This window comes from Paenibacillus amylolyticus, from assembly GCF_001570725.1.
Taxonomy (GTDB): Bacteria; Bacillota; Bacilli; order Paenibacillales; family Paenibacillaceae; genus Paenibacillus; species Paenibacillus amylolyticus_A.
Genome location: NZ_BCNV01000001.1, coordinates 647,553 through 667,483, shown reverse-complemented (window position 1 = coordinate 667,483; position 19,931 = coordinate 647,553). Strand labels below are relative to the sequence as shown.

Annotated in this window: 14 protein-coding genes and 1 tRNA gene; 1 reads left to right on the top strand and 14 read right to left on the bottom strand. The window is 46.7% G+C overall.

Translation table 11 applies throughout. The features are described 5' to 3' along the window. Positions 1–54: 54 nt before the first annotated feature. From pheS to leuB, 12 genes are all read right to left on the bottom strand, one after another. Positions 55–1,089, bottom strand: coding sequence for a phenylalanine--tRNA ligase subunit alpha (gene pheS, locus PAHA3_RS03185; RefSeq protein ID WP_047842255.1), 1,035 nt, complete (start codon positions 1,087–1,089; stop codon positions 55–57). A gap of 634 nt (positions 1,090–1,723) precedes the next feature. Continuing rightward, complete coding sequence (abc-f, locus tag PAHA3_RS03180; protein ID WP_062833440.1) at positions 1,724–3,616, bottom strand: ribosomal protection-like ABC-F family protein; 1,893 nt, start codon at positions 3,614–3,616, stop codon at positions 1,724–1,726. Positions 3,617–4,066: 450 nt separating this feature from the next. Further along, positions 4,067–4,137 (bottom strand) — tRNA-Gly (locus PAHA3_RS03175). Positions 4,138–4,299: 162 nt separating this feature from the next. After that, a complete protein-coding gene (locus tag PAHA3_RS03170) occupies positions 4,300–6,426 on the bottom strand; it encodes a bifunctional diguanylate cyclase/phosphodiesterase (RefSeq protein WP_062833439.1) in 2,127 nt (708 codons plus the stop codon). Between the two features lie 290 nt (positions 6,427–6,716). Next, the gene (locus PAHA3_RS03165; RefSeq protein WP_062833438.1) at positions 6,717–7,673 is read right to left on the bottom strand and encodes an aldolase catalytic domain-containing protein; all 957 of its coding nucleotides are present in this window, start codon (positions 7,671–7,673) and stop codon (positions 6,717–6,719) included. A gap of 83 nt (positions 7,674–7,756) precedes the next feature. After that, complete coding sequence (locus PAHA3_RS03160; RefSeq protein WP_062833437.1) at positions 7,757–9,070, bottom strand: hypothetical protein; 1,314 nt, start codon at positions 9,068–9,070, stop codon at positions 7,757–7,759. After that, entirely contained in the window at positions 9,067–10,182 is a 1,116-nt protein-coding gene (locus PAHA3_RS03155) for a DUF58 domain-containing protein (protein ID WP_062833436.1), read from the bottom strand. The genes PAHA3_RS03160 and PAHA3_RS03155 overlap by 4 nt, the downstream gene beginning before the upstream one ends. Positions 10,183–10,186: 4 nt before the next feature. After that, positions 10,187–11,152: an AAA family ATPase gene (locus tag PAHA3_RS03150; RefSeq protein ID WP_062833435.1), complete on the bottom strand. Its 966-nt coding sequence runs from the start codon at positions 11,150–11,152 to the stop codon at positions 10,187–10,189. Positions 11,153–11,273: 121 nt separating this feature from the next. After that, positions 11,274–12,380, bottom strand: a complete 1,107-nt coding sequence (locus PAHA3_RS03145; RefSeq protein ID WP_062833434.1) for a PAS domain-containing sensor histidine kinase — start codon at positions 12,378–12,380, stop codon at positions 11,274–11,276. Between the two features lie 448 nt (positions 12,381–12,828). Beyond that, complete coding sequence (locus tag PAHA3_RS03140) at positions 12,829–13,245, bottom strand: hypothetical protein (protein ID WP_062833433.1); 417 nt, start codon at positions 13,243–13,245, stop codon at positions 12,829–12,831. A gap of 356 nt (positions 13,246–13,601) precedes the next feature. After that, complete coding sequence (locus tag PAHA3_RS03135; protein ID WP_036610146.1) at positions 13,602–14,141, bottom strand: peroxiredoxin; 540 nt, start codon at positions 14,139–14,141, stop codon at positions 13,602–13,604. Positions 14,142–14,418: 277 nt separating this feature from the next. Continuing rightward, positions 14,419–15,504: a 3-isopropylmalate dehydrogenase gene (gene leuB, locus PAHA3_RS03130; protein ID WP_062833432.1), complete on the bottom strand. Its 1,086-nt coding sequence runs from the start codon at positions 15,502–15,504 to the stop codon at positions 14,419–14,421. A 232-nt stretch (positions 15,505–15,736) separates the two neighbouring features. Between leuB and PAHA3_RS03125 the strand changes: the two genes are divergently transcribed. After that, positions 15,737–16,717 carry an aldo/keto reductase gene (locus PAHA3_RS03125; RefSeq protein ID WP_062833431.1) on the top strand — a complete coding sequence of 327 codons (981 nt, stop codon included), beginning with the start codon at positions 15,737–15,739 and terminating at the stop codon, positions 16,715–16,717. A 307-nt stretch (positions 16,718–17,024) separates the two neighbouring features. Here PAHA3_RS03125 and PAHA3_RS03120 read toward each other — a convergent pair whose 3' ends face one another. Together PAHA3_RS03120 and ilvC are read right to left on the bottom strand one after the other, a co-directional pair. Continuing rightward, positions 17,025–18,566, bottom strand: coding sequence for a 2-isopropylmalate synthase (locus tag PAHA3_RS03120; RefSeq protein ID WP_062833430.1), 1,542 nt, complete (start codon positions 18,564–18,566; stop codon positions 17,025–17,027). Positions 18,567–18,705: 139 nt separating this feature from the next. Further along, the gene (ilvC, locus tag PAHA3_RS03115; protein WP_062833429.1) at positions 18,706–19,698 is read right to left on the bottom strand and encodes a ketol-acid reductoisomerase; all 993 of its coding nucleotides are present in this window, start codon (positions 19,696–19,698) and stop codon (positions 18,706–18,708) included. Positions 19,699–19,931 lie beyond the last annotated feature (233 nt).

Genomic DNA, 19,931 nt, shown 5'->3' with positions numbered 1-19,931 from the left:
GGTGTTCCCGGTTCATTCGCTTGCTCTATATGGTTAATCTATCTTGTCTTAAAATTACAGCCGTCCAAATTGCTTCAGGAAGGTCAGATCACTATTGTAGAAGTGACGGATATCATCAACACCATACTTCAGCATGGCGATACGTTCTACACCCATACCAAATGCGAAACCACTGTATTTCTCCGGATCATAGCCGCCCATTTCCAATACTTTCGGGTGAACCATACCGCCGCCCAAAATTTCAAGCCAGCCTGTTTGCTTACATACCCGACAGCCGCTGCCGCCACATTGTACACACGTTACATCCACTTCCGCACTTGGCTCCGTGAACGGGAAGAAGCTTGGACGCAGACGAATTTCCGTATGGGAACCGAACATTTCGCGCACGAATTGCAGCAGGGTTCCTTTCAGATCACTCATACGAATGTTTTCGCTGATGACCAATCCTTCAACCTGGTTGAATTGGAAAGAGTGCGTCGCATCGTCGTCATCACGGCGGTATACTTTACCTGGGCAGATGACTTTGACAGGCACTTCGCCCTTCATGCTCTGCATGGTACGTACTTGAACCGGAGACGTATGGGTACGCATCAACAAGTCTTCTGTAACATAGAAGGAATCCTGCATATCGCGCGCCGGGTGATTCTTCGGCAGATTCAATGCTTCAAAGTTGTAATAATCCATTTCGACTTCAGGACCTTCCGCTACGCGGTATCCCATACCGATGAAAATATCTTCGATCTCCTGTACCACTTTAGTCAGTGGATGCAGTCCACCTTGACGTCCACGACGTCCTGGCAGAGTCACATCAATTTTCTCGGATTGCAGACGCTTAGCCGTCTCTTCCTTCTGGAACTGATCCTGCTTGCTGTCGATGACTTCCTCAATGGCAGCCCGAACATCATTGGCTACTTGACCAATAACTGGACGTTCCTCTGCACTAAGCGCACCCATTCCGCGCAAAATTTCAGTCAATGCACCCTTTTTCCCCAAATACTTCACACGCAGATCACTGAGCGTCTGCGGATCATTCACACCAGACAACTGCTCCAGCGCTTCGATCTTTAATGCCTCTAAACGTTCTTTCATGTGTAATTGCCCCCTTTTTGTGGTGTTTTTGCAACAAAAAAAGGCCTTCTCTCCCCTGAAGGGACGAAAAGACCGTGGTACCACCCTTGTTAGACATCCCTTGCTGCACGGCCCCTTTGACCTGCAACTCGTTTTGCCTCACTTTGTACGGAATAACGACCGTTAACCGTTTGCCCCTACTGTTGCCTCTGTGTCTGCACACAAACAGGTTCAGGGAACCGCTTCGGAGTGAATTTCGGCAGCCTTGTTCTACAGAAACGCTCTCAATCTACGGCGCTTCCTCCCTGTCCAGAGGCACTGCTTACTTATCTCCATCATCACGTTTGCTTTTAAGTTAAACCTCTAGAGGTTGTCAAAAAGTCCGCTTTTGATTACGAATGATGCCTGACGGCATCATCAGCATCGAATATGGCATTCAGCCGAATAAGCAGATGCTTACGAAGTATGTTTCCTTCGGAAACATTGTAGTTGCTCACGTAGTTTTCCCTACGCTCCGCTACTCCATTTCTATCTTCATCCCATCTTCTTGGTACTGAAAACCGATCTTTTTGAACACTTCCCCATATCGATGTAATCATCGATGATCGTTCATAATTATATGCAAAATAGATCGAAATAGCAAGCTGTCCATCTTCTAATTTATGCTTGCACCCTTATCTTTCAATTGTTTCAGGCGCTGCTGGATTTCGCGAATCTCCGTTGCCTCGACTTCTCGTTCACTCTCATGTTCAGGCAGTGTCAGACTATCTTTTCCAGCAGCGCTCACAGGAGACAGTAACTCGGATAAGCGCATCTGCAATCGCAACCGTTCGTCATCAGATTCCCGGGTCTCGAGCGCCAGCTCCCGAAGTTTAATGGACTCCTCCCAATCCGGCACACTTCCTTCAAACAGGGTTGCTGTGCCACCAGGTTCCAGATCGCACAAGCGATTCGCTAGTGACTTCGTTAGCATCCGGTCATGAGATACAAGCACCAAAGCACCTGAAGCCTGTTTCAATACATTCTCCATGACTTCCTGGGTATCGATGTCCAGATAGTTGGTCGGCTCATCCAGCACCAGCAGATTCGCTCCGCCAAAGTACAGTCTCAGAAATGCCACTCTGCACTTTTCTCCCATGCTCAAATCCCCAATGCGCTTGAACACATCATCCCTGGAAAACAGGAAACATCCCAGAATGGTACGTGCCGCACTTTGTGTCATGGATGGAAGGGTAAGCAAGCTGTCCAGCAGCGTCAGATTCTCGGGAAGTCCTTCCAGCTCTTGTGAAAAGTAACCGATTCTCAGCTGTGGATGCCGTGTGACCTTGCCTTGCGAAGGTTCCAGCTCACCAATCATCAGCTTCAACAGTGTCGTCTTGCCCGTTCCATTAGGGCCCCGTACGGCAAGACGATCTCCGCGTTCCACAGCGATTCGAAGGTCGCGAAGCAAGAGCTGGTTACCTGTATATGAAAAACTCACCTCTTCCAGCGCAAGCAGCTGGCGTGCAGCCAGTGTATTCATATGCAGTTCCATGTTTAACTTTGCAGCTTCACGAGGCTTATCCACCCGTTCCCGCTCCAAACGCTCCAGCTGTTTTTGTTTGGCATGGTAACGTGAAATATTCTTGTTAGCTTTGGCCTTGTAGAAGCTCTGGGTGATCTTCACCTCCACATCAGTCGCCGAATTATGCGCTTTATGGAACCATTCCTGATAATTTCGAATCGTTTCTTCCAGCGCCTTACGTTCCAATTCCTGTCTGCGGTAGATCGTTTCCTGTTCGCGTAATTCACGCTCTTTGTGGATCTTGTAGTCGGAGTATCCGCCCTTGTATTTGGTCAGGGCATCTGGACTGAACTCGATGACTCCTGTTGCTACCTGATCAATAAACGTACGATCGTGTGATACAAATAACAGCGTACCTTCGTATGAGGATAACCACTCTTCCAGCCAACGCATGCTTCCCTCATCCAGATGATTTGTCGGTTCATCCAGGATCAGGAATTTGGGTTTGCTGACAAGCAGGCCAGCCAAACGGGCCTTTGTTTTTTGTCCACCGCTCAAGGAATGATAGGGTCTGTTCCAATGCTCTGCGGATAATCCAAGGCGTGTCAGCACCTTCTCTACCTCGGTCTCCCACATATAACCGTTCAGCTGTTCATATTGCTCCATGACTTGCGTATAGGCTGCAAGCAGCTCATCATCAGCCTCACTGCTAATGCTCAAGCGCTGTTCCAGTTCTTCCAATTTCCATTTCACTTCATAGATCTGACCGCTCTCACGCCGGACCGCATCCAGTACATTCATGCCATCCTCAATCTCCGAGCGCTGGCGCATGAACCCCCATTCCTGCTGCGGGATATGTCGTTCAATTCTTCCACCACCATGCTCTTCACCCAAAATGATGCGTAACAACGTTGTCTTGCCGCATCCGTTGCGACCCAGAATGGCGAGTCTCTCGCCCTCATTAATCTCCAAATTCAATCCTGTAAACAATTCAATACCGTTCCACTCTTTTGATACTTCATGTAAGCGTACCAATGTCATCATGAGGCCTCATCCTTCCTGCATCCTTTTTGCTGAACAAAAAAACCGCTGGCATCAGCCGGCGGTTTGGCAATTCAGGGTTGGATCAAGCATTCAAAGACAGATCTAAGGTAAGCTACGGCATGAACAAAGAAACCCCAAATACAGGGTACACGTAAACCTCAAAGGCTTACTTGCTCCATACCTTTTCCCATAGCTGAATTTGGACACACGAATCCCCTCAATGCTCAGCCGCTCTGGCTGACTGCGTCATAAAACCGTCTGCAGTTAACTGGGGTTCAATTCATGTGTTTTACTTCATGGGACGTATGGTTACCTCTCATTCATGTGTAGTATCAATTTCTCCGTTATTGTACCAGATCATTGTTAAAAAGCAAAGGTTACCCCCCTATTTCTTTTAGGGCAAAAGAAAAAAGCCTCTGCATCGCAAGGGCTCTGGGTACTGCTTCGTTAAGCGGGTGATGGGAATCGAACCCACGCTATTAGCTTGGAAGGCTAAAGTTCTACCATTGAACTACACCCGCATGATTGATGATTCATAATTAAGTTCCGTTCGGAAGTTAACAGTGATTTTACAAAAAATAATATACCATGATTCTCTGTAGCATGCAAGTCATATTTACCATTTTTTTCATTAAGCGTCCATCTATAAAAAAGCAGGAGCACTCACGCGCCCCCGCTGTTCCCTATCCTGTGGGTTTATCCACATCTCTCAAAAACCGCTTTTCGAAATCAGCGGCTTCAATTGGTTTACTGAAGAAATACCCTTGAGCCTCGTGACAGTGCTGATTACGAAGAAAGACCATCTGATCTTCGTTCTCCACGCCCTCAGCCGTTACTTTCAGATGTAAATGATGTGCCATTGAAGTGATGGTGGATACGATCGCAGCATTATTGCTGTCCTCCATGACCTCGTTAACGAATGAACGGTCAATCTTGAGCCGGTCAATCGGCAGATCCTTCAGATAATGCAACGAGCTGTATCCCGTTCCAAAATCATCAATACTGATATGCACACCAATCTCTTTGATTTTACGTAACTGCTCAAATGCTCGGTCTTTATCAAATGTCATACTCTCCGTAATCTCCAGTTCAAGCCATACCGGCTCAAGCCCAGTCTCCTTGAGAATGCCATTGATATTGTCCAATAGATGCGAATGCCTGAACTGTCTCATGGACAGATTCACCGAAACACACAGTTTACGATAACCCGCTTCCTGCCACTGCTTATTCTGTGCACACGCTTCACGAAGCACCCATTCGCCAAGCGGGACAATCAACCCACTCTCTTCTGCCAGAGGAATAAATTCCGCCGGAGATACCGAGCCTCGCTGCGGATGCTGCCAACGCACCAATGCTTCCATGCCGACGATTAGTCCACTTTGCAGATTAACCTGCGGCTGGTAAACCAGGTAGAATTGACCTCGATCCAACGCTTTGCGCAGATCATTCTCAAGCTGCAAACGCTCCTGTGCTTTCATCTGCATCGCATGAGCATAACGGTTCAATTCCATGCCCTGTTCCTTGGCATTGTGCAGAGCCGTATCTGCATTCTGAATAATCTCCTGCGGTGACTCGCCATCGTGCGGGAAAATAGCCATCCCGATTCCAAGTGTAAGATGATACTCATTACCATCAACCAGGACTGGCTTCTCGAAGAGTTGCAAAATGGATCTTGTTCTCCGCAACGCTGTATCGGTTGTGCTGAAATCTGTCATCGTCAATGCAAACTCATCTCTTCCCAGGCCGAATACTTCTTCTCCTGGAAGTGACGAATGTTTCAGACGTTGACCTACCTGGCGCAGAACCCGGTTAGCTGCTTGCTGTCCAAGCGAATCATTAATGGTCTTGAACCGATTAATATTCAGGACGAGCACCCCGACAAGCTGTTCCTCCACCACGGCATCATCCATCATCATTTTCAACCGCTGCGAAAGGCGACGACGGTTTGGAAGCCCCGTCACATCCTCATGATGGGCAATATAATTCATCTTGGCTTCAGCAACCTGCTGTTGCAGGAACGGCGTATCCACAACGGACGTGTACAAACCTTTTTGGATGAAAAAATATGCCATACAGTTACTCAGCAATCCGAGCAGCAAATTGAGATCGTTCACCCCTGTGGCGGAAACAAAATAACATTCCCCAAAGAAGAAACACAGAATGCCGCATAGAATGGACGGCAAGTCACCATCCTTGGTTTTTTTCCATTGTACAAACAAAATTACGGCAATAATGCCATACAGCAATCCGACCATAAAATGAACCCGGGTGAAAATCCCACCAAGCACTTCACCCTCAAGCATATTCGGCAACATGCTCCATTCCTGAATAGCCAATGTGTATAAAATAACAAAGGTACCCAATGTGCCACTGAACAGTAAGAATTTGCGCGGTAACGCAATTTCCTTCTCATTTATGGTATACACGAGCAGTAAACCTACTGAACATACCATAGATCCCATGGTTGACATCATTAAGGAGAATTCCGATTCCATCATCGCTCCGTTCGGAATCTCTTCTGCAAATGAAACGATATGAACCAGTTCAAACAGACCAATCAATAAAAAGAGTGTTGTCAATAACACTCTCCGCAGGGTAAGCTTCTGTGTCCGAAACAACCAGCTTTGATTATAAATGCCGATACAAGCCGCCGCCGCAGCGAATCCACCCAAGAGTGTCAAAACAGGGTAACCCGATATGATGAGATCAGAGCTTGAAGAAGAACGAAACCATTGACTTGCGAGGAAACACAATAAGCCGCATACAGCGACCCAACCTATTTTTCTCTGATCTTGCAGATTAACCTTCATGCCGTGTTTTCCTTCCCGGGATCACCTATCCTGAATTACATTAACCAAACTTTGCAAGCTCGCTACACAATTCGACAAAAAACATATTTACCAACGTTCAATTCACATGCATACACATGCTATCTGGTACATAATAACATTTAATTCTGTATACGTGAACTAAAAAATAGTTACTCCTAGGAATATTTATTCATAAAAATGGAGAAAAACAAGGCATTAAGAACTAAAAAAACATGGATCTCGGGGAAGAGTCCATGTTTTCCTAGTTTGCAACTGTATTTCAGACTATATTACTTGTCGAAATTCACTTCTGGTGTTGTTAACTTATCATAGAAATCAACAACCTTATCCCTGTCTTCCGATGAACGAAGCGCCATCGCCGAACGTGGATGCTCGTCCAATGCACCTGTGATCATGTAAGGCAGAATGTAGCCCCACTCTTCTTTTTCTCTGAGGGGTACCATCAGCTGTTCCAGTACACCAAGTACTGGGCGCAGATTGTATTTCGTACCTTTCAGATGAGCTACGAGCAATTCGGTTGGGCAGTTACCTGCGGCACGTCCCATACCATATACAGAAGCATCAAGCAGTTCAACTCCCAATTCCGCCGCAACCAATGTGTTGGAGAACGCGAGTTGCATGTTGTTATGTGTGTGAACCCCAAGGCGCTTGTTAGGCAAGTGAGTCTTGAACTTCTCTACCAGGTATTTCACATCATTATGATCGAGGCTACCGTAGGAATCTACAATGTAAACCACATCTACGGAACTTTCTTTGATCAATTCAAATGCTTCCAGCAACTCATTCTCCATAACATTGGAGAGTGCCATAATATTCAGTGTTGTTTCATATCCACGATCATGGAATGTTTGAACCAGTGCAAGTGCCTTGTCTACATCTTTGCTGTAGCAGGCAACCCGGATCAGATCCAGCATGCTCTCGCTGCGAGGCAAGATGTCGTTCTCATCCACACGTCCAACGTCAACCAATGCAGACAGTTTGGTATTTCCTTTTTGAGGAATAACTTTGCGCAAGAAATCATCATTCAGGAAACGCCAAGGTCCCGCTTCCTCCGCACCTTTCAGCAACTTCGGAGAGTTTTTATATCCAATTTCCATATAATCAACGCCAGCTTCATTCAACCCAGCATACAGCTGTTGAACAAAGTCCACGCTAAAGTCCCAATTATTCACCAATCCGCCATCACGGATCGTACAATCTACAATTTTGCAATGATTTGTCTTCATTAATGTCTGCTCCTTTTCTGACCAACTTGTGTATTCCTCTCATGATACTTGAACGTGACAAGAAAAGTAAAGGGATTCCGGACTTATTTACTTCGATAAGATTTCCAGATTCGGTCAATCTCAACCATATCGGAACGATCCGGGACTTTTCTTCCATAACGCACGCTGTTATACGTATCTGGCAGTTTCGTAGACAGCTCATCTTCTTCTTGCTTCACACCATTTTGAATGATGGTCTGGGCAGCCTCCAGCGGAGTGTGTGTCCCCTGTATTCTCACTCCTCGATGGGCAGCCTTGTCAATCCAAGTCCGATAGTAATACCGAACACGTTCAGTATCCTGCACAGGTGGCGTTTCTTTCTTCCGAAACCAAGTCTTTCGAACTTTTTCCGGCGCCTCAAGCGTCTCACTGACATCCATATACTCCGTACGTGGTTCTGCCTTCTTCGCACCTGGTTGTAGCATTCCCTTGAATCGATCCATAAGTCTGTTTATCGTTTTTTGTCCGAACCTCAGAAGCAGCCACAGGATTGCTCCTGCTACAGCACACATCACTACCCACCCTAAAATGTTCCAGAAGACTGAGGGCTCGGATGGCGGCTCTCTCCAGTCATTCGGTATATTTAGCGGCTGATTGGGGTTGTCCATTGGCAATCGTGGCTCCTCGCCGGAAATCGGACCAAACCATCCCCTGATCCATGCAAGCAAGCGGTCACGTAGCGGCCCCAGCCATGCAGCCAGACTTGGGAAAGCACCGATCGCGACGATGACAATAAACATCCACATGAACCGCTGATGATTCGCACGCGCAAACTCACGCAATACTAATTTTCTCTTGCCGTCATTGAGCATTGCCTGATCCAGTTGCAGCATATATCGTCCAACCAGCCAGAAGGCAAAGCTGATCACTCCCGCAACATAGATCCACAGGGTGTAGGCTTGTATCGGCTGCATGAATTCCAATTGGTTCGAAGCAACCGTAAGCACGATCGCACTGATTACCCCCATAATCTGCAAACGCCATAACAAAACAGAATGAAAAGCTGCCTCGAAGGTCAGACCTGCATAAGCCGAGATGACTCCACACAGCACCAAGGTGATGATATCCGGCATCGGGAGAATGAGGCTCATCCCAACTACGAGTCCGAAGAAAAGCCCTATGACGAGTGCCGTTACTCCACGAATAAATGTACTTTTCTCGCTAAAGACCGGAATTTTTTGCTGAATGAATTGTCCCGACCAACCCACTAGAACAACCAGGATGAATAGTGTGTACGGCAAATGTTCCATGGCGTAAAATGAAGCAATCGTAAATATCGGAAAAAGGTATATGGCCGCCATCAAGACGGCAAGCATCGCTATGAGTCCCTTGGTCGTCGCTACCTGTCTGTCCCTCATGCACTCACCGCCTTCGTATCACCCTTCACGTCTTCTACCGGAAGAATCGTCACGCGATGTCCTTGTTCGTGCAGACGGGCGATCTCGTGCTCCATAGCGGCAGATACATAGGATGTAATCAGCAGATAGCTGCGGATTTGCTGTGCTTCTTCGTTCAAACGTACTTCATCATTCAGAAATTGCTCCATAGGCACCATGCATTTCAACTCGGTCGCAGCCATTGCTTCCAGTACCCTTTCTAGATGAGGTGTGCCATAATCCGGCTCAATCCGAAGTGCATCGCGACCTCCACCCACATGATAACCATTATGAGCGAAGCCTGCCGGCAACCCTCTACCGATCGCATCCACTGCAGCTGTAGCAGCGTAACGAAGGGCCCGTTCGATCTTTTCTGGTCGAGTGACTACACTCCACATATCTGCTGACTCCTGAATGTTAACTACAATCCATGATTGCGGATCTGCTGTCCATCCCTGCTTGTAGACTTGCAATTCACTCGTACGTGCGCTCGCTTTCCAGTGGATACGATTCATGGGGTCGCCTGCACCATAAGGGCGAACACCCAGAATCAGGAACGGGTCTTCGACAATCCATCGCGATACTTCCACTTCCCCCTGCCACACTTGATATATGGCGGGAAGATCCTCTGCCTTCACTAATGAAGGATACACGACCATAGACATTTGCAAAGGAATCGGTTTGGTGGAACGCCACACGCCAAAGAGATCCCCACCTGTCATGCTTGCTGTATTGAGTGGATAGATGCCACGCTGAGTACATGAGAACGGATGCTTGCGCGTAATACGCGTAAACGGTTTTAGTGTGAAAATGCTCTTATGGTTCTGATAGATTTCGCCTTGGCTAATATCCATTCCTGAGCCAGAACGAAATACAAACGACACAGGCATCATCGCTTCAAGTCTAAGCCAGGGAACGGAGACTCGTTTTTCATTCGATATTGTCTCCACCATCTCAAGTTCATCTCCAGCATAACAACGCAGCTTGCTGAATTGTCTGCTGTACTTGAGCTTCCGCAGTGCAGGTCGTCCGAACCATACACCGTGTATGCCAACGACAATGCCTCCTACAAGGACAAGCCATAATAATGCCATAAGACTAACGCTCGCTTGTAGCGAGGTTCTCCGTTGGCACTTCTGTCTGATTCAGAAGTTCCTGGATGATACGCTCTGCCAAGCCTTCTTGTTGTCTGATCCGGTTACGGAATACAAGTCGGTGGGCCAGCACAGGTTCCGCCAGAACTTTGATATCATCCGGCAAAACAAAGTCTCTGCCATGCAGTGCAGCCCAGGCCTGACTTGCCTTAAGTAATGCCTGAGCCCCTCGTGGACTTACGCCAAGCGAGAGCTCGGGATGTTGCCTTGTCGCTTCGGTTAACTGAATGATATATCGTAGCAAATCTTCGTTGATTTTCACTGTTTTATACGTATCCTGGGCCTTCAAAAGTTCTTCACGACTGATCACTGCCGACAAATCGTCAACAGAGCGGCTGGCTACCGTACGTCTCAAAATTTCTACACTCTCTTCACTGCTTGGATAACCCATGCGAATTTTCATCATAAAACGATCCATCTGCGCTTCAGGTAACGGAAAAGTTCCCTGGTTATCTATGGGGTTCTGGGTAGCAATAACGATAAATGGCCGCTCCAGCTGTCTCGTTGAACCATCGATACTGATCTGGCGCTCTTCCATGCACTCCAGCAAGCTTGATTGCGTACGCGGTGTAGCACGGTTAATCTCGTCCGCTAGCACAAGATTGGCGAACAAGGGGCCAGGTCTGAATTCAAAATCCCCTTCTTTTTGATTGAAGAAATGAATACCTGTCAAGTCAGATGGCAATAAGTCCGGTGTAAACTGTATACGCTGGAATGTACAGTCCAATGAGGAGGCTACCGATTTGGCGAGCATCGTTTTCCCGGTACCCGGTACATCCTCCAGCAACACATGTCCTGATGCTATGATCGCTGTCATCACCAGCTCTATGGTATGCTCTTTGCCCACGATCACTTTTCCCACGTGATTCATCAATTGTTGATTCATTCGTTCCATTCCTTGGATTTCCATCTGCATCTCATCCTTCCGTTATGGAGCTTATGTATTCGCATTCATTACTAACTATAACCCTAATTGGCAACATAAAACAAAGGAGTCGGCTATTTGCCGACTCCTTTACGCCCCACTCTTCTCAATATACCAAGGGTAACATAATCATAAACCGCGTACCTTCGCCTTTTTTGCTATCTACCGAGATGGTACCTCCATGGTTCTTGATGATCCGGTAACTCACCGAGAGTCCCAGGCCCGTTCCGCTCTCCTTCGTCGTGAAGAATGGATCAAACAGACGCACAAGTGTGTTATGATCCATTCCCTGACCGTTATCGGCGATGGAGATCTGCACGAACTTGTTTTCCGTAGCGGTAGATATTCGAATCAGGCCGGTGTGTTCTTCGCCGACTTCCTCGATGGCATCCATTGCATTTTTCACCATATTCAAAATAACCTGCTTAATCTGTTTGACATCGATGGACACATTCAGCGGGGCATCCCCTTCATCCAACGTGATCTCGCATCCCTTCATCAAACCTTCGCTCTCTGTCAGCAAGACCACCTCTTTGAGCAAAGAGTCGACAGACATCACGGTCTTCTGAGGGGCTGACGGTTTGGAAGAATTCAAGAATTCGTAGATGATGTCGTTCGCCCGATCAATTTCTGTCAGTATGATGCGAGCGTACTCGTCTTTGCCAAGCTGCAACAGATGGGGCCGAAGTAACTGGATGAACCCACGGATTGCGGTTAACGGATTACGAATTTCATGAGCAATAGATGCCGAAATGCGCCCCAGCATCGCAAGTTTGTCATTTTGATAAGCGGTCTGTTCAATCTGTTTATAATCAGATACATCCTTGACGCTGAACAAGAAGTCTCCGTCCATCTGATCCCCGTACGTCACAGTAACCAGCCAATGCCTTCCATATTCATCAATCAACTCATGATAGCGCTTACGGTGGAAGATGGTTTCCCGATAAATACGTAAAATTTTCTTTTTCTTGAATCGGCTCATCTGCGGATGATGCAGCATTTGCATCAGGGTGCAGCCGCTCAACAGACTTCTTGGAAGCTCCAACAATTTTGCCATCTGAACGTTAATAAACGTCAATACACCGTGGCTGTCAAACAACATAATACCGCTATCCAGATGTTCCAGTACATTCTCATACTTGTTGTTATCCAGATGTACGGGCGGGAATCCATCCGTTGGTTGAGGCACTGTATCCTGAAATTCACTAATCATGTCAGGTTCCTCCTTTTCACGTAAATGATAAACTTGCCATTCGGACATCATATCATCACAGAAACAGGAAGGGCCGATTTTATTTTTCATTACCGGTGCCCTTTCGTTGGGGGGCTGAGCCGAAAATATGGATGGCATGTCCGGAACTCAAGCTGGTCTATTCCCGGTAACCAACAGTCGATCCGGAAAATCATATACGTTTGTCCCATTCTGACATTCTCCTATTCCCAAACACGAACATTTTTTTGCTCCGCCTCTTTTGCAAGTCTGTTTTTATCATAGACAAGTTTATAGAAGAGAGTCAATCGGAGAAAGTGTCGAATGGAAATTATTTTAAAAAAAACCTCGAATTAGTTCCGGATCAATGCACAAAAACGAAGCCGTTTCACCCAGGAGGCAAATCAGCTTCGTTTTTAATATCTTTACTTTATGATATATCCGAGAACATCTATAGTCCGGTCTTATTATGCTGAATTTTCAGTCTGCGCTGACTCATCACAGCTAATCGACGTTTAAGTTCACTTTCCCACTTCTCGTCTTTTGTTTCTTTCGCGAGTCTGAGCAGATCCAGAGCCATATCAATCTGGCGCTGCACAATGACCATGGCATCCTCACTCTCACGGTTTATACAGTTTTCGAAAATGGCATCTTCATCCTCTGTTACATAATCTTGAAAATCGATCTCGGATGCACCGTCTCCATGCGCGTATTCTGCGAGAATCTCATATTCATTTTCCACTTTATAATGCACCTCAACCCGATGACACACCGGGCAAAACAGCAGGGGAACATTATGAACCTGGGTGCGGTAATGCTTCAGCGTGCCCTTCGTTCCAACCATACTTGCCCCACAACAGTAACTCATTTTTGTTCACCCTCCTTATTACGTGCCGGGACTTTTTTATTAAAATGCAATCCCGTACACTTCCAGCACTTCCGAAAAGGAATAGTTCCATCAGTGTATCACATTCATGTACAGATTATAAATGCAGAGCACCGGAATATTTACCGGGTTTCCATACCCTATTCGCCTTGAAGGCCATCAATTCCTCTTTCAACAGATAAAAAGAAGACTTTCTTCTAATACATCATTAACACGTTTAGCTGCTTGTTCAAACACTTTTGATTAACTTCGTGATAACTTCCGGCAAAAGGGTGCAAAAAGCCCTCAATCCCTAACGGGATGAGGGCTTGAACAAAAACCGTTCAAGTTAACCTGGCTTACAGGTTAGTGTCGCCTGGTTTCCAGTTCATTGCACACAATCCGCCGGATTGCAGTGCTTGCAGTACGCGAAGTGTTTCTTCAACACTACGGCCTACATCATTGTGGTTAACTACTTGATATTTCAGTTCGCCTTCTGGATCGATGATGAACAGACCGCGCAATGCTACGCCTTCTTCTTCGATCAGAACGCCGTAATCTTTAGCCACTTGCTTCGTGATATCGGAAGCCAGTGGGAAGTTCAATTGACCCAGACCATTGCTGTCTACAGGTGTATTGATCCATGCTTTGTGGCTGTGTACGGAGTCTACGCTCACGCCAAGGATTTCAGTATCCAAAGCTTTGAATTGCTCGGAAGCAACGCTCAAAGCTGTAATTTCAGTTGGGCACACAAATGTGAAGTCCAAAGGATAAAAGAAGAATACGAGCCATTTGCCACGATAATCGGACAGTTTAACGGAACCGAAATCTTGTCCGTCTCCCGATACTGTTTCCATTGCGAAATCCGGTGCTGGTCTACCAACCAAACGTTCTGCCATAACTAAAAATTCCTCCTTTGGGATTATGTAAGCATCCTTGCGGATTGCTCATCATCAAGAAAAACGCGAACGCTTTTCCTGTAATTAAAATGATTTGATACTTGATAACAAGTACAAGTAAAATGTTATCATCCGGACTTCCCAAAGTCAAGATTATAAACATTATTTTTTTATAATAATTATAAATAAGGATTTTTCGTGCCAAAATGATAAAGGAACAGCCCTTTGTACATTCCATAACTGGAAACAAAGGGCTGCCATGTTGTTGGTAATATTATTACGCCTGTTTCTGAATAGCCGCGACGATCAGATCGCCCATTTCGGTTGTGCTGATCGCTGTGCTCTTGTCTACAGCAATATCACTCGTACGGTGTCCTGCGTTCAGTACATCAGACACAGCTGCTTCAATAGCGTCCGCGCCTTCTGCATAACCGAAGGTTGTGCGGAACATCAGCGCCAAAGAGAGAATGGTTGCAATCGGGTTAGCAAGGCCTTGACCAGCGATGTCCGGTGCAGAACCGTGTACCGGCTCATAAAGTCCAAAGCTGCCCTCTCCCAGTGATGCAGATGCCAGCATGCCGATGGAACCCGTCAGCATCGCTGCTTCATCACTCAGGATATCTCCGAACATATTTTCCGTTACGATGACATCGAAGCTGGCTGGACGGCGCAACAATTGCATTGCGCAGTTGTCCACAAGTACATGCTCCAGTTCAACATCCGGATAATCCGGTGCTACCCGGTTCACGACTTCACGCCAGAGACGGGAAGTTTCCAATACGTTGGCTTTGTCTACCGAAGCCAGCTTTTTGCGACGTCCTTGCGCAATCTCGAACGCCTGACGAACGATCCGCTCCACTTCCGTTACATTATACGCACAAGTATCTACCGCCTCTTCGCCATGTGCACTTTCACGTCTGAACTTCTCACCGAAGTAGATCCCACCAGTCAACTCACGTACCACCATCAGATCCGTACCTTCCAGTACTTCAGGCTTCAGAGTTGAAGCATCCTTCAGGCAATCAAATACGACAGCCGGACGCAGGTTGGAGAACAATCCGAGCGCTTTACGAATACCCAGCAAGCCTGTTTCCGGACGAAGTTCCTTGCTGTTGTTATCCCATTTTGGACCGCCAACCGCTCCAAGCAGGACCGCATCTGCACCTTTACATACCGTCAGTGTTTCTTCTGGAAGAGGTGTACCCTTCTCATCAATCGCGATTCCACCAAACAACGCATGCTCTGTCTCAAAACGGTAACCGAATACTTCCTCTGTACGTTTAAGAACTTTCTCAGCCTCAGCTACGACTTCAGGACCGATTCCGTCACCTGCAATAACTGCAATTTTTTTCACGTCTGCCATGGGTTGTCCACTCCTTATATTTCATTCATTAATTATTCATAAAGTAACGTCTCATATTAACTCTCTCTTTTGTATCATATTCCAAGGTCATTTGACCAAGATATACAATCTATGACTTTAATAGATTTTACCTATAAGCTAATAGAGATTAGCCTTCACAAGTTGTTCCTGACCCTCCCGGTGGGGTAAAATATAGCTGAATTCAAATCAGTACGCAGGAGGGATAGTTAACATGCAATATTCGTATTTGGGTAAATCAGGCCTTAAGGTCAGCCGAATCTGTCTTGGTACCATGAATTTCGGGCCTGCTACAGATGAGAAAGAAGCTTTCCGCATTATGGACGCAGCACTCGATGCAGGCGTGAACTTCTTTGATACCGCTAACATTTACGGCTGGGGTGAGAATTCCGGACTTACCGAAGAAATTATCGGACGCTGGTTCAATCAGGGCGGTGGCAGACGTGAAAAAGTAGTGCTTGCTACCAAAGTCTATGGCTCCATGCATGATGATACAGACGGCCCCAACAACGAAGCCGGACTATCCGCCTATAAAATCAGACGTCATCTGGAGGGTTCCCTCCGCCGCTTGCAGACGGATCATATCGAGCTGTACCAGATGCACCATGTGGACCCTGCCATATCTTGGGATGAGCTGTGGGGTTCGTTCGAGAATGCGATTCATCAGGGTAAAATCGGTTATGTAGGATCAAGTAACTTTGCTGCATGGCAGATTGCAATTGCTCAAAGCGAGGCCAAGAATCGCCACTTCCTCGGTCTGGTGTCCGAACAACATAAATATAGCCTCAACTGTCGTTTACCTGAACTGGAAGTATTGCCTGCCGCCAAAGAACTGGGTCTCGGTGTCATTCCATGGAGTCCGCTGGATGGTGGATTACTGGGACGTAATGCGCTGCAGAAGCTGGAAGGAACACGTAGCGGAGGTATCGCTGGACGGATCGAGCAGCAGCAAGCTCAGCTTGAAGACTTCGCAGCACTGTGTCGTGATCTTGGTGAACCACAGGATACAGTAGCTTTGGCCTGGGTTGCAGCCAATCCGGCAGTCACTGCCCCAATTATCGGACCGCGTACGCTGGAGCAGTTTGAAACCGCGCTCAAATGTTTGGACGTCACTTTGGATGAAGCCGTGCTCAAACGTCTGGATGAGATTTTCCCGGGTCCAGGTGGACATGCACCTAATGCTTATGCGTGGTAACAGCTTGATAGCGTAAGCCAATGTAATAGATAACCGTATAACATACACTGTGTTTCACTTCTTAATTATATATATCAGCATTTTGCATAATTCGAATCATACCGCTCACCAAAATGCTCAAATAAAACCCAAAGAGTCTGACCCTCCACAAGAGAGTCAGACTTTTTACGTACCTCACTGAACGGAGCAAAGCAGGCTGAACGATCTTCTATATCCGTTAAGATTAAGACAGATCATCCTGGCAGTTTATATGCGTTCCAGCTTGAAGTTCAGTTCAATGAAGGATTCTTGCTTTCTGCACCAGAACCTATAGGTTCACGTTTACACGATTCGTATATGTTTTTCGTTTCTCAATCAATTGGTTCAGACCGTCCACATAAGCACGTGCACTTGCACCAAGTATATCCGTACTCACGCCACGTCCTTGTACCGAAACCTGATTTTGAGTCAGCACAACATGTACTTCACCCAATGCATCCTTACCATGCGTTACCGATTTGATGGAATAGTCAGACAACGTTACGTCTTCCCCACTCACCTGGTCAATCGCATTGTAGATTGCATCTACCGATCCGTTACCCTCTGCTTGCTTCTCAACCGTATCCCCGTCAAGCGTCGCAATGCGGACTTTGGCCGTTGGTACCGATTCATCTCCGTACGTAACGAAGATCGATTCCAGTTTATACACCTCAGGTGCATCCTGCAATTTCTCTTCAATTACCGCAAGCAAATCTTCGTCAGTCACTTCTTTCTTCTTATCAGCCAGATCTTTGAACTGGGCAAAAGCCCGATTCAACGCTTCTTCTTCCAGCTCATATCCCAGATCAATCAAACGCTCACGGAACGCATGACGACCGGAATGTTTACCCAGTACTAGCTTGCTTTCCTTCAGACCGATGGATTCTGGAGTCATGATCTCGTACGTGGTTTTTTCCTTCAGCATACCATCCTGGTGAATTCCGGATTCATGTGCGAAGGCGTTCGCCCCAACAATAGCTTTGTTGCCAGGTACAACCATACCTGTCAAACGGCTAACCAGACGACTGGTCCGTGCAATCTCAGACAACTGCAGCGATGTTTTTGCCTGGAAAAATTCCTGACGTGTCTCCAGCGCCATAGCAATCTCCTCGATCGCCGTGTTCCCTGCACGTTCACCAATGCCATTGATCGTACCTTCGATCTGATCGGCTCCATTGAGAATGGCTGCAAGTGTGTTGGCTGTCGCCATACCCAAGTCATTATGACAGTGAGCACTCAGCTGTACCTTTTCTATGCCGTGTACATTCTCCTTGAGATGTTTGAAAATGTTTCCGTATTCATATGGGCTCAGGTAGCCGACTGTATCGGGAATATTCACCACGGCTGCACCCTCTTCAACAGCCATATTCACCATTTCTACGAGGAAATCATACTCGGTACGACCTGCATCCTCAAGTGAGAATTCGATCTTCGAAAATGTTTTCTTCGCATAACGAATCGCGGAACGAGCCGTATCCAGTACTTGCGCTTTATCCATACGCAATTTATGTTGGCGGTGAATAGGCGAAGTTGCCAGGAACACGTGAATGCACGGGTCCTGTGCACCTTTAAGTGCTTCCTTAACCGCATCAATATCTTGCTCTCTGGAACGGGACAAACCTATTACGGTCACATTTTTGACCGCATTTGCTACTGCATTGACAGCTGCCAGGTCACCTGGAGATGCCGCTGGGAAACCAGCTTCCATCCGGTCAATGCCAAGCCGCTCGAGCTGATGGGCAATTTCCACCTTTTCACGAGTGTTCAGATTGACTCCCGGGGATTGCTCTCCATCACGCAGCGTTGTGTCAAATACATAGATTTTACGCACGCTTCGCACCTCCTGTACTTGTATTATATTGTTTCTCTGAACCAGCAATAGCGGCTCACGCATAAGCACGGCCGCTATTCCCAGTTAAAGCTCTAAGTTTACTTGAATACCTTAAAGTGCATGTGCTAAAAGTTAATAATTATTTCTTGATCCAGTGCATCATCTCACGCAATTGTCCGCCAACCACTTCGATTGGGTGTTCAGCTTCGTTACGACGAGTTGCTGTCAAGAATGCACGTCCGGATTGGTTTTCCAGGATAAAGTCGCGTGCGAATTTACCTTGTTGGATATCCGTCAGGACTTCTTTCATTGCTTTCTTCGTATCTTCAGTTACCACGCGAGGTCCAGTTACATAGTCACCGTACTCAGCTGTGTTACTGATGGAATCACGCATACTTGCAAGTCCACCTTCATACATCATGTCAACGATCAGCTTCAGTTCGTGCAGACATTCGAAGTATGCCATTTCAGGAGCATAACCCGCTTCTGTCAATGTTTCGAATCCAGCTTTAACCAATGCACTTACGCCACCACACAGAACAGCTTGCTCACCGAACAAATCTGTTTCTGTTTCTTCACGGAAGGAAGTTTCGATAACCCCTGCGCGTGTACAACCGATACCTTTAGCATAAGCCAAACCGATTTCTTTAGCTTTACCCGTTGCATCTTGCTCAATCGCGATCAGGCCTGGTACACCAAAACCTTCTACGTACGTACGACGTACCATGTGACCAGGGGACTTAGGAGCTACCAGCAATACATCGCTGTTTTTTGGAGCAACGATTTGACCGAAATGAACGTTGAAACCGTGTGAGAAGAGCAATGCAGCGCCTTCTTTGAGGTTTGGTTCGATTTCGTTTTTGTATACAGAAGCTTGCGTTTCGTCAGGCAGCAAGATTTGAACTACATCTGCGCGGCTTGTTGCTTCAGCCGGGGACAGAACTTCAAATCCGTCATTTTTTGCAGTGTCGAAGGATTTACCTTCACGAAGTCCGATGACTACGTTCAATCCGCTATCACGAAGGTTTTGAGCTTGGGCGTGGCCCTGGCTACCATAACCGATTACCGCGATCGTTTTTCCTTTCAATACGTTAAGCTCTGCATCCTGTTCATAATAAGTAGTTACTGGCATGTTTATAAGTCCTCCTTTGTATTGTAAAGAACCCTTCATTAATGAGCGGGTGTCTCAATGGACCGGCTCGCTTGGTGTGTCGAGAGCGTCTTTGGGTCTGATCCAATCCGTTCAGACACCCGCCCATTAATGCGGGAATGTAGCTATATTTTCAAGCGTTACATCACTAAAATGTTACATTACAACTGTTAAGGGACTGACACTCTCACATAAAGATCAACTGTATATGTTAG

Coding starts and splice junctions, on each gene's coding strand:
- PAHA3_RS03165 (WP_062833438.1), bottom strand. CDS start 7,673: ATGAAGACAAATCATTGCAAAATTGTAGATTGTACGATCCGTGATGGC.
- pheS (WP_047842255.1), bottom strand. CDS start 1,089: ATGAAAGAACGTTTAGAGGCATTAAAGATCGAAGCGCTGGAGCAGTTG.
- ilvC (WP_062833429.1), bottom strand. CDS start 19,698: ATGCCAGTAACTACTTATTATGAACAGGATGCAGAGCTTAACGTATTG.
- PAHA3_RS03125 (WP_062833431.1), top strand. CDS start 15,737: ATGCAATATTCGTATTTGGGTAAATCAGGCCTTAAGGTCAGCCGAATC.
- PAHA3_RS03135 (WP_036610146.1), bottom strand. CDS start 14,141: ATGGCAGAACGTTTGGTTGGTAGACCAGCACCGGATTTCGCAATGGAA.
- PAHA3_RS03160 (WP_062833437.1), bottom strand. CDS start 9,070: ATGAGGGACAGACAGGTAGCGACGACCAAGGGACTCATAGCGATGCTT.
- PAHA3_RS03145 (WP_062833434.1), bottom strand. CDS start 12,380: ATGATTAGTGAATTTCAGGATACAGTGCCTCAACCAACGGATGGATTC.
- PAHA3_RS03140 (WP_062833433.1), bottom strand. CDS start 13,245: ATGAGTTACTGTTGTGGGGCAAGTATGGTTGGAACGAAGGGCACGCTG.
- PAHA3_RS03155 (WP_062833436.1), bottom strand. CDS start 10,182: ATGGCATTATTATGGCTTGTCCTTGTAGGAGGCATTGTCGTTGGCATA.
- leuB (WP_062833432.1), bottom strand. CDS start 15,504: ATGGCAGACGTGAAAAAAATTGCAGTTATTGCAGGTGACGGAATCGGT.
- PAHA3_RS03150 (WP_062833435.1), bottom strand. CDS start 11,152: ATGGAAATCCAAGGAATGGAACGAATGAATCAACAATTGATGAATCAC.
- abc-f (WP_062833440.1), bottom strand. CDS start 3,616: ATGATGACATTGGTACGCTTACATGAAGTATCAAAAGAGTGGAACGGT.
- PAHA3_RS03170 (WP_062833439.1), bottom strand. CDS start 6,426: ATGAAGGTTAATCTGCAAGATCAGAGAAAAATAGGTTGGGTCGCTGTA.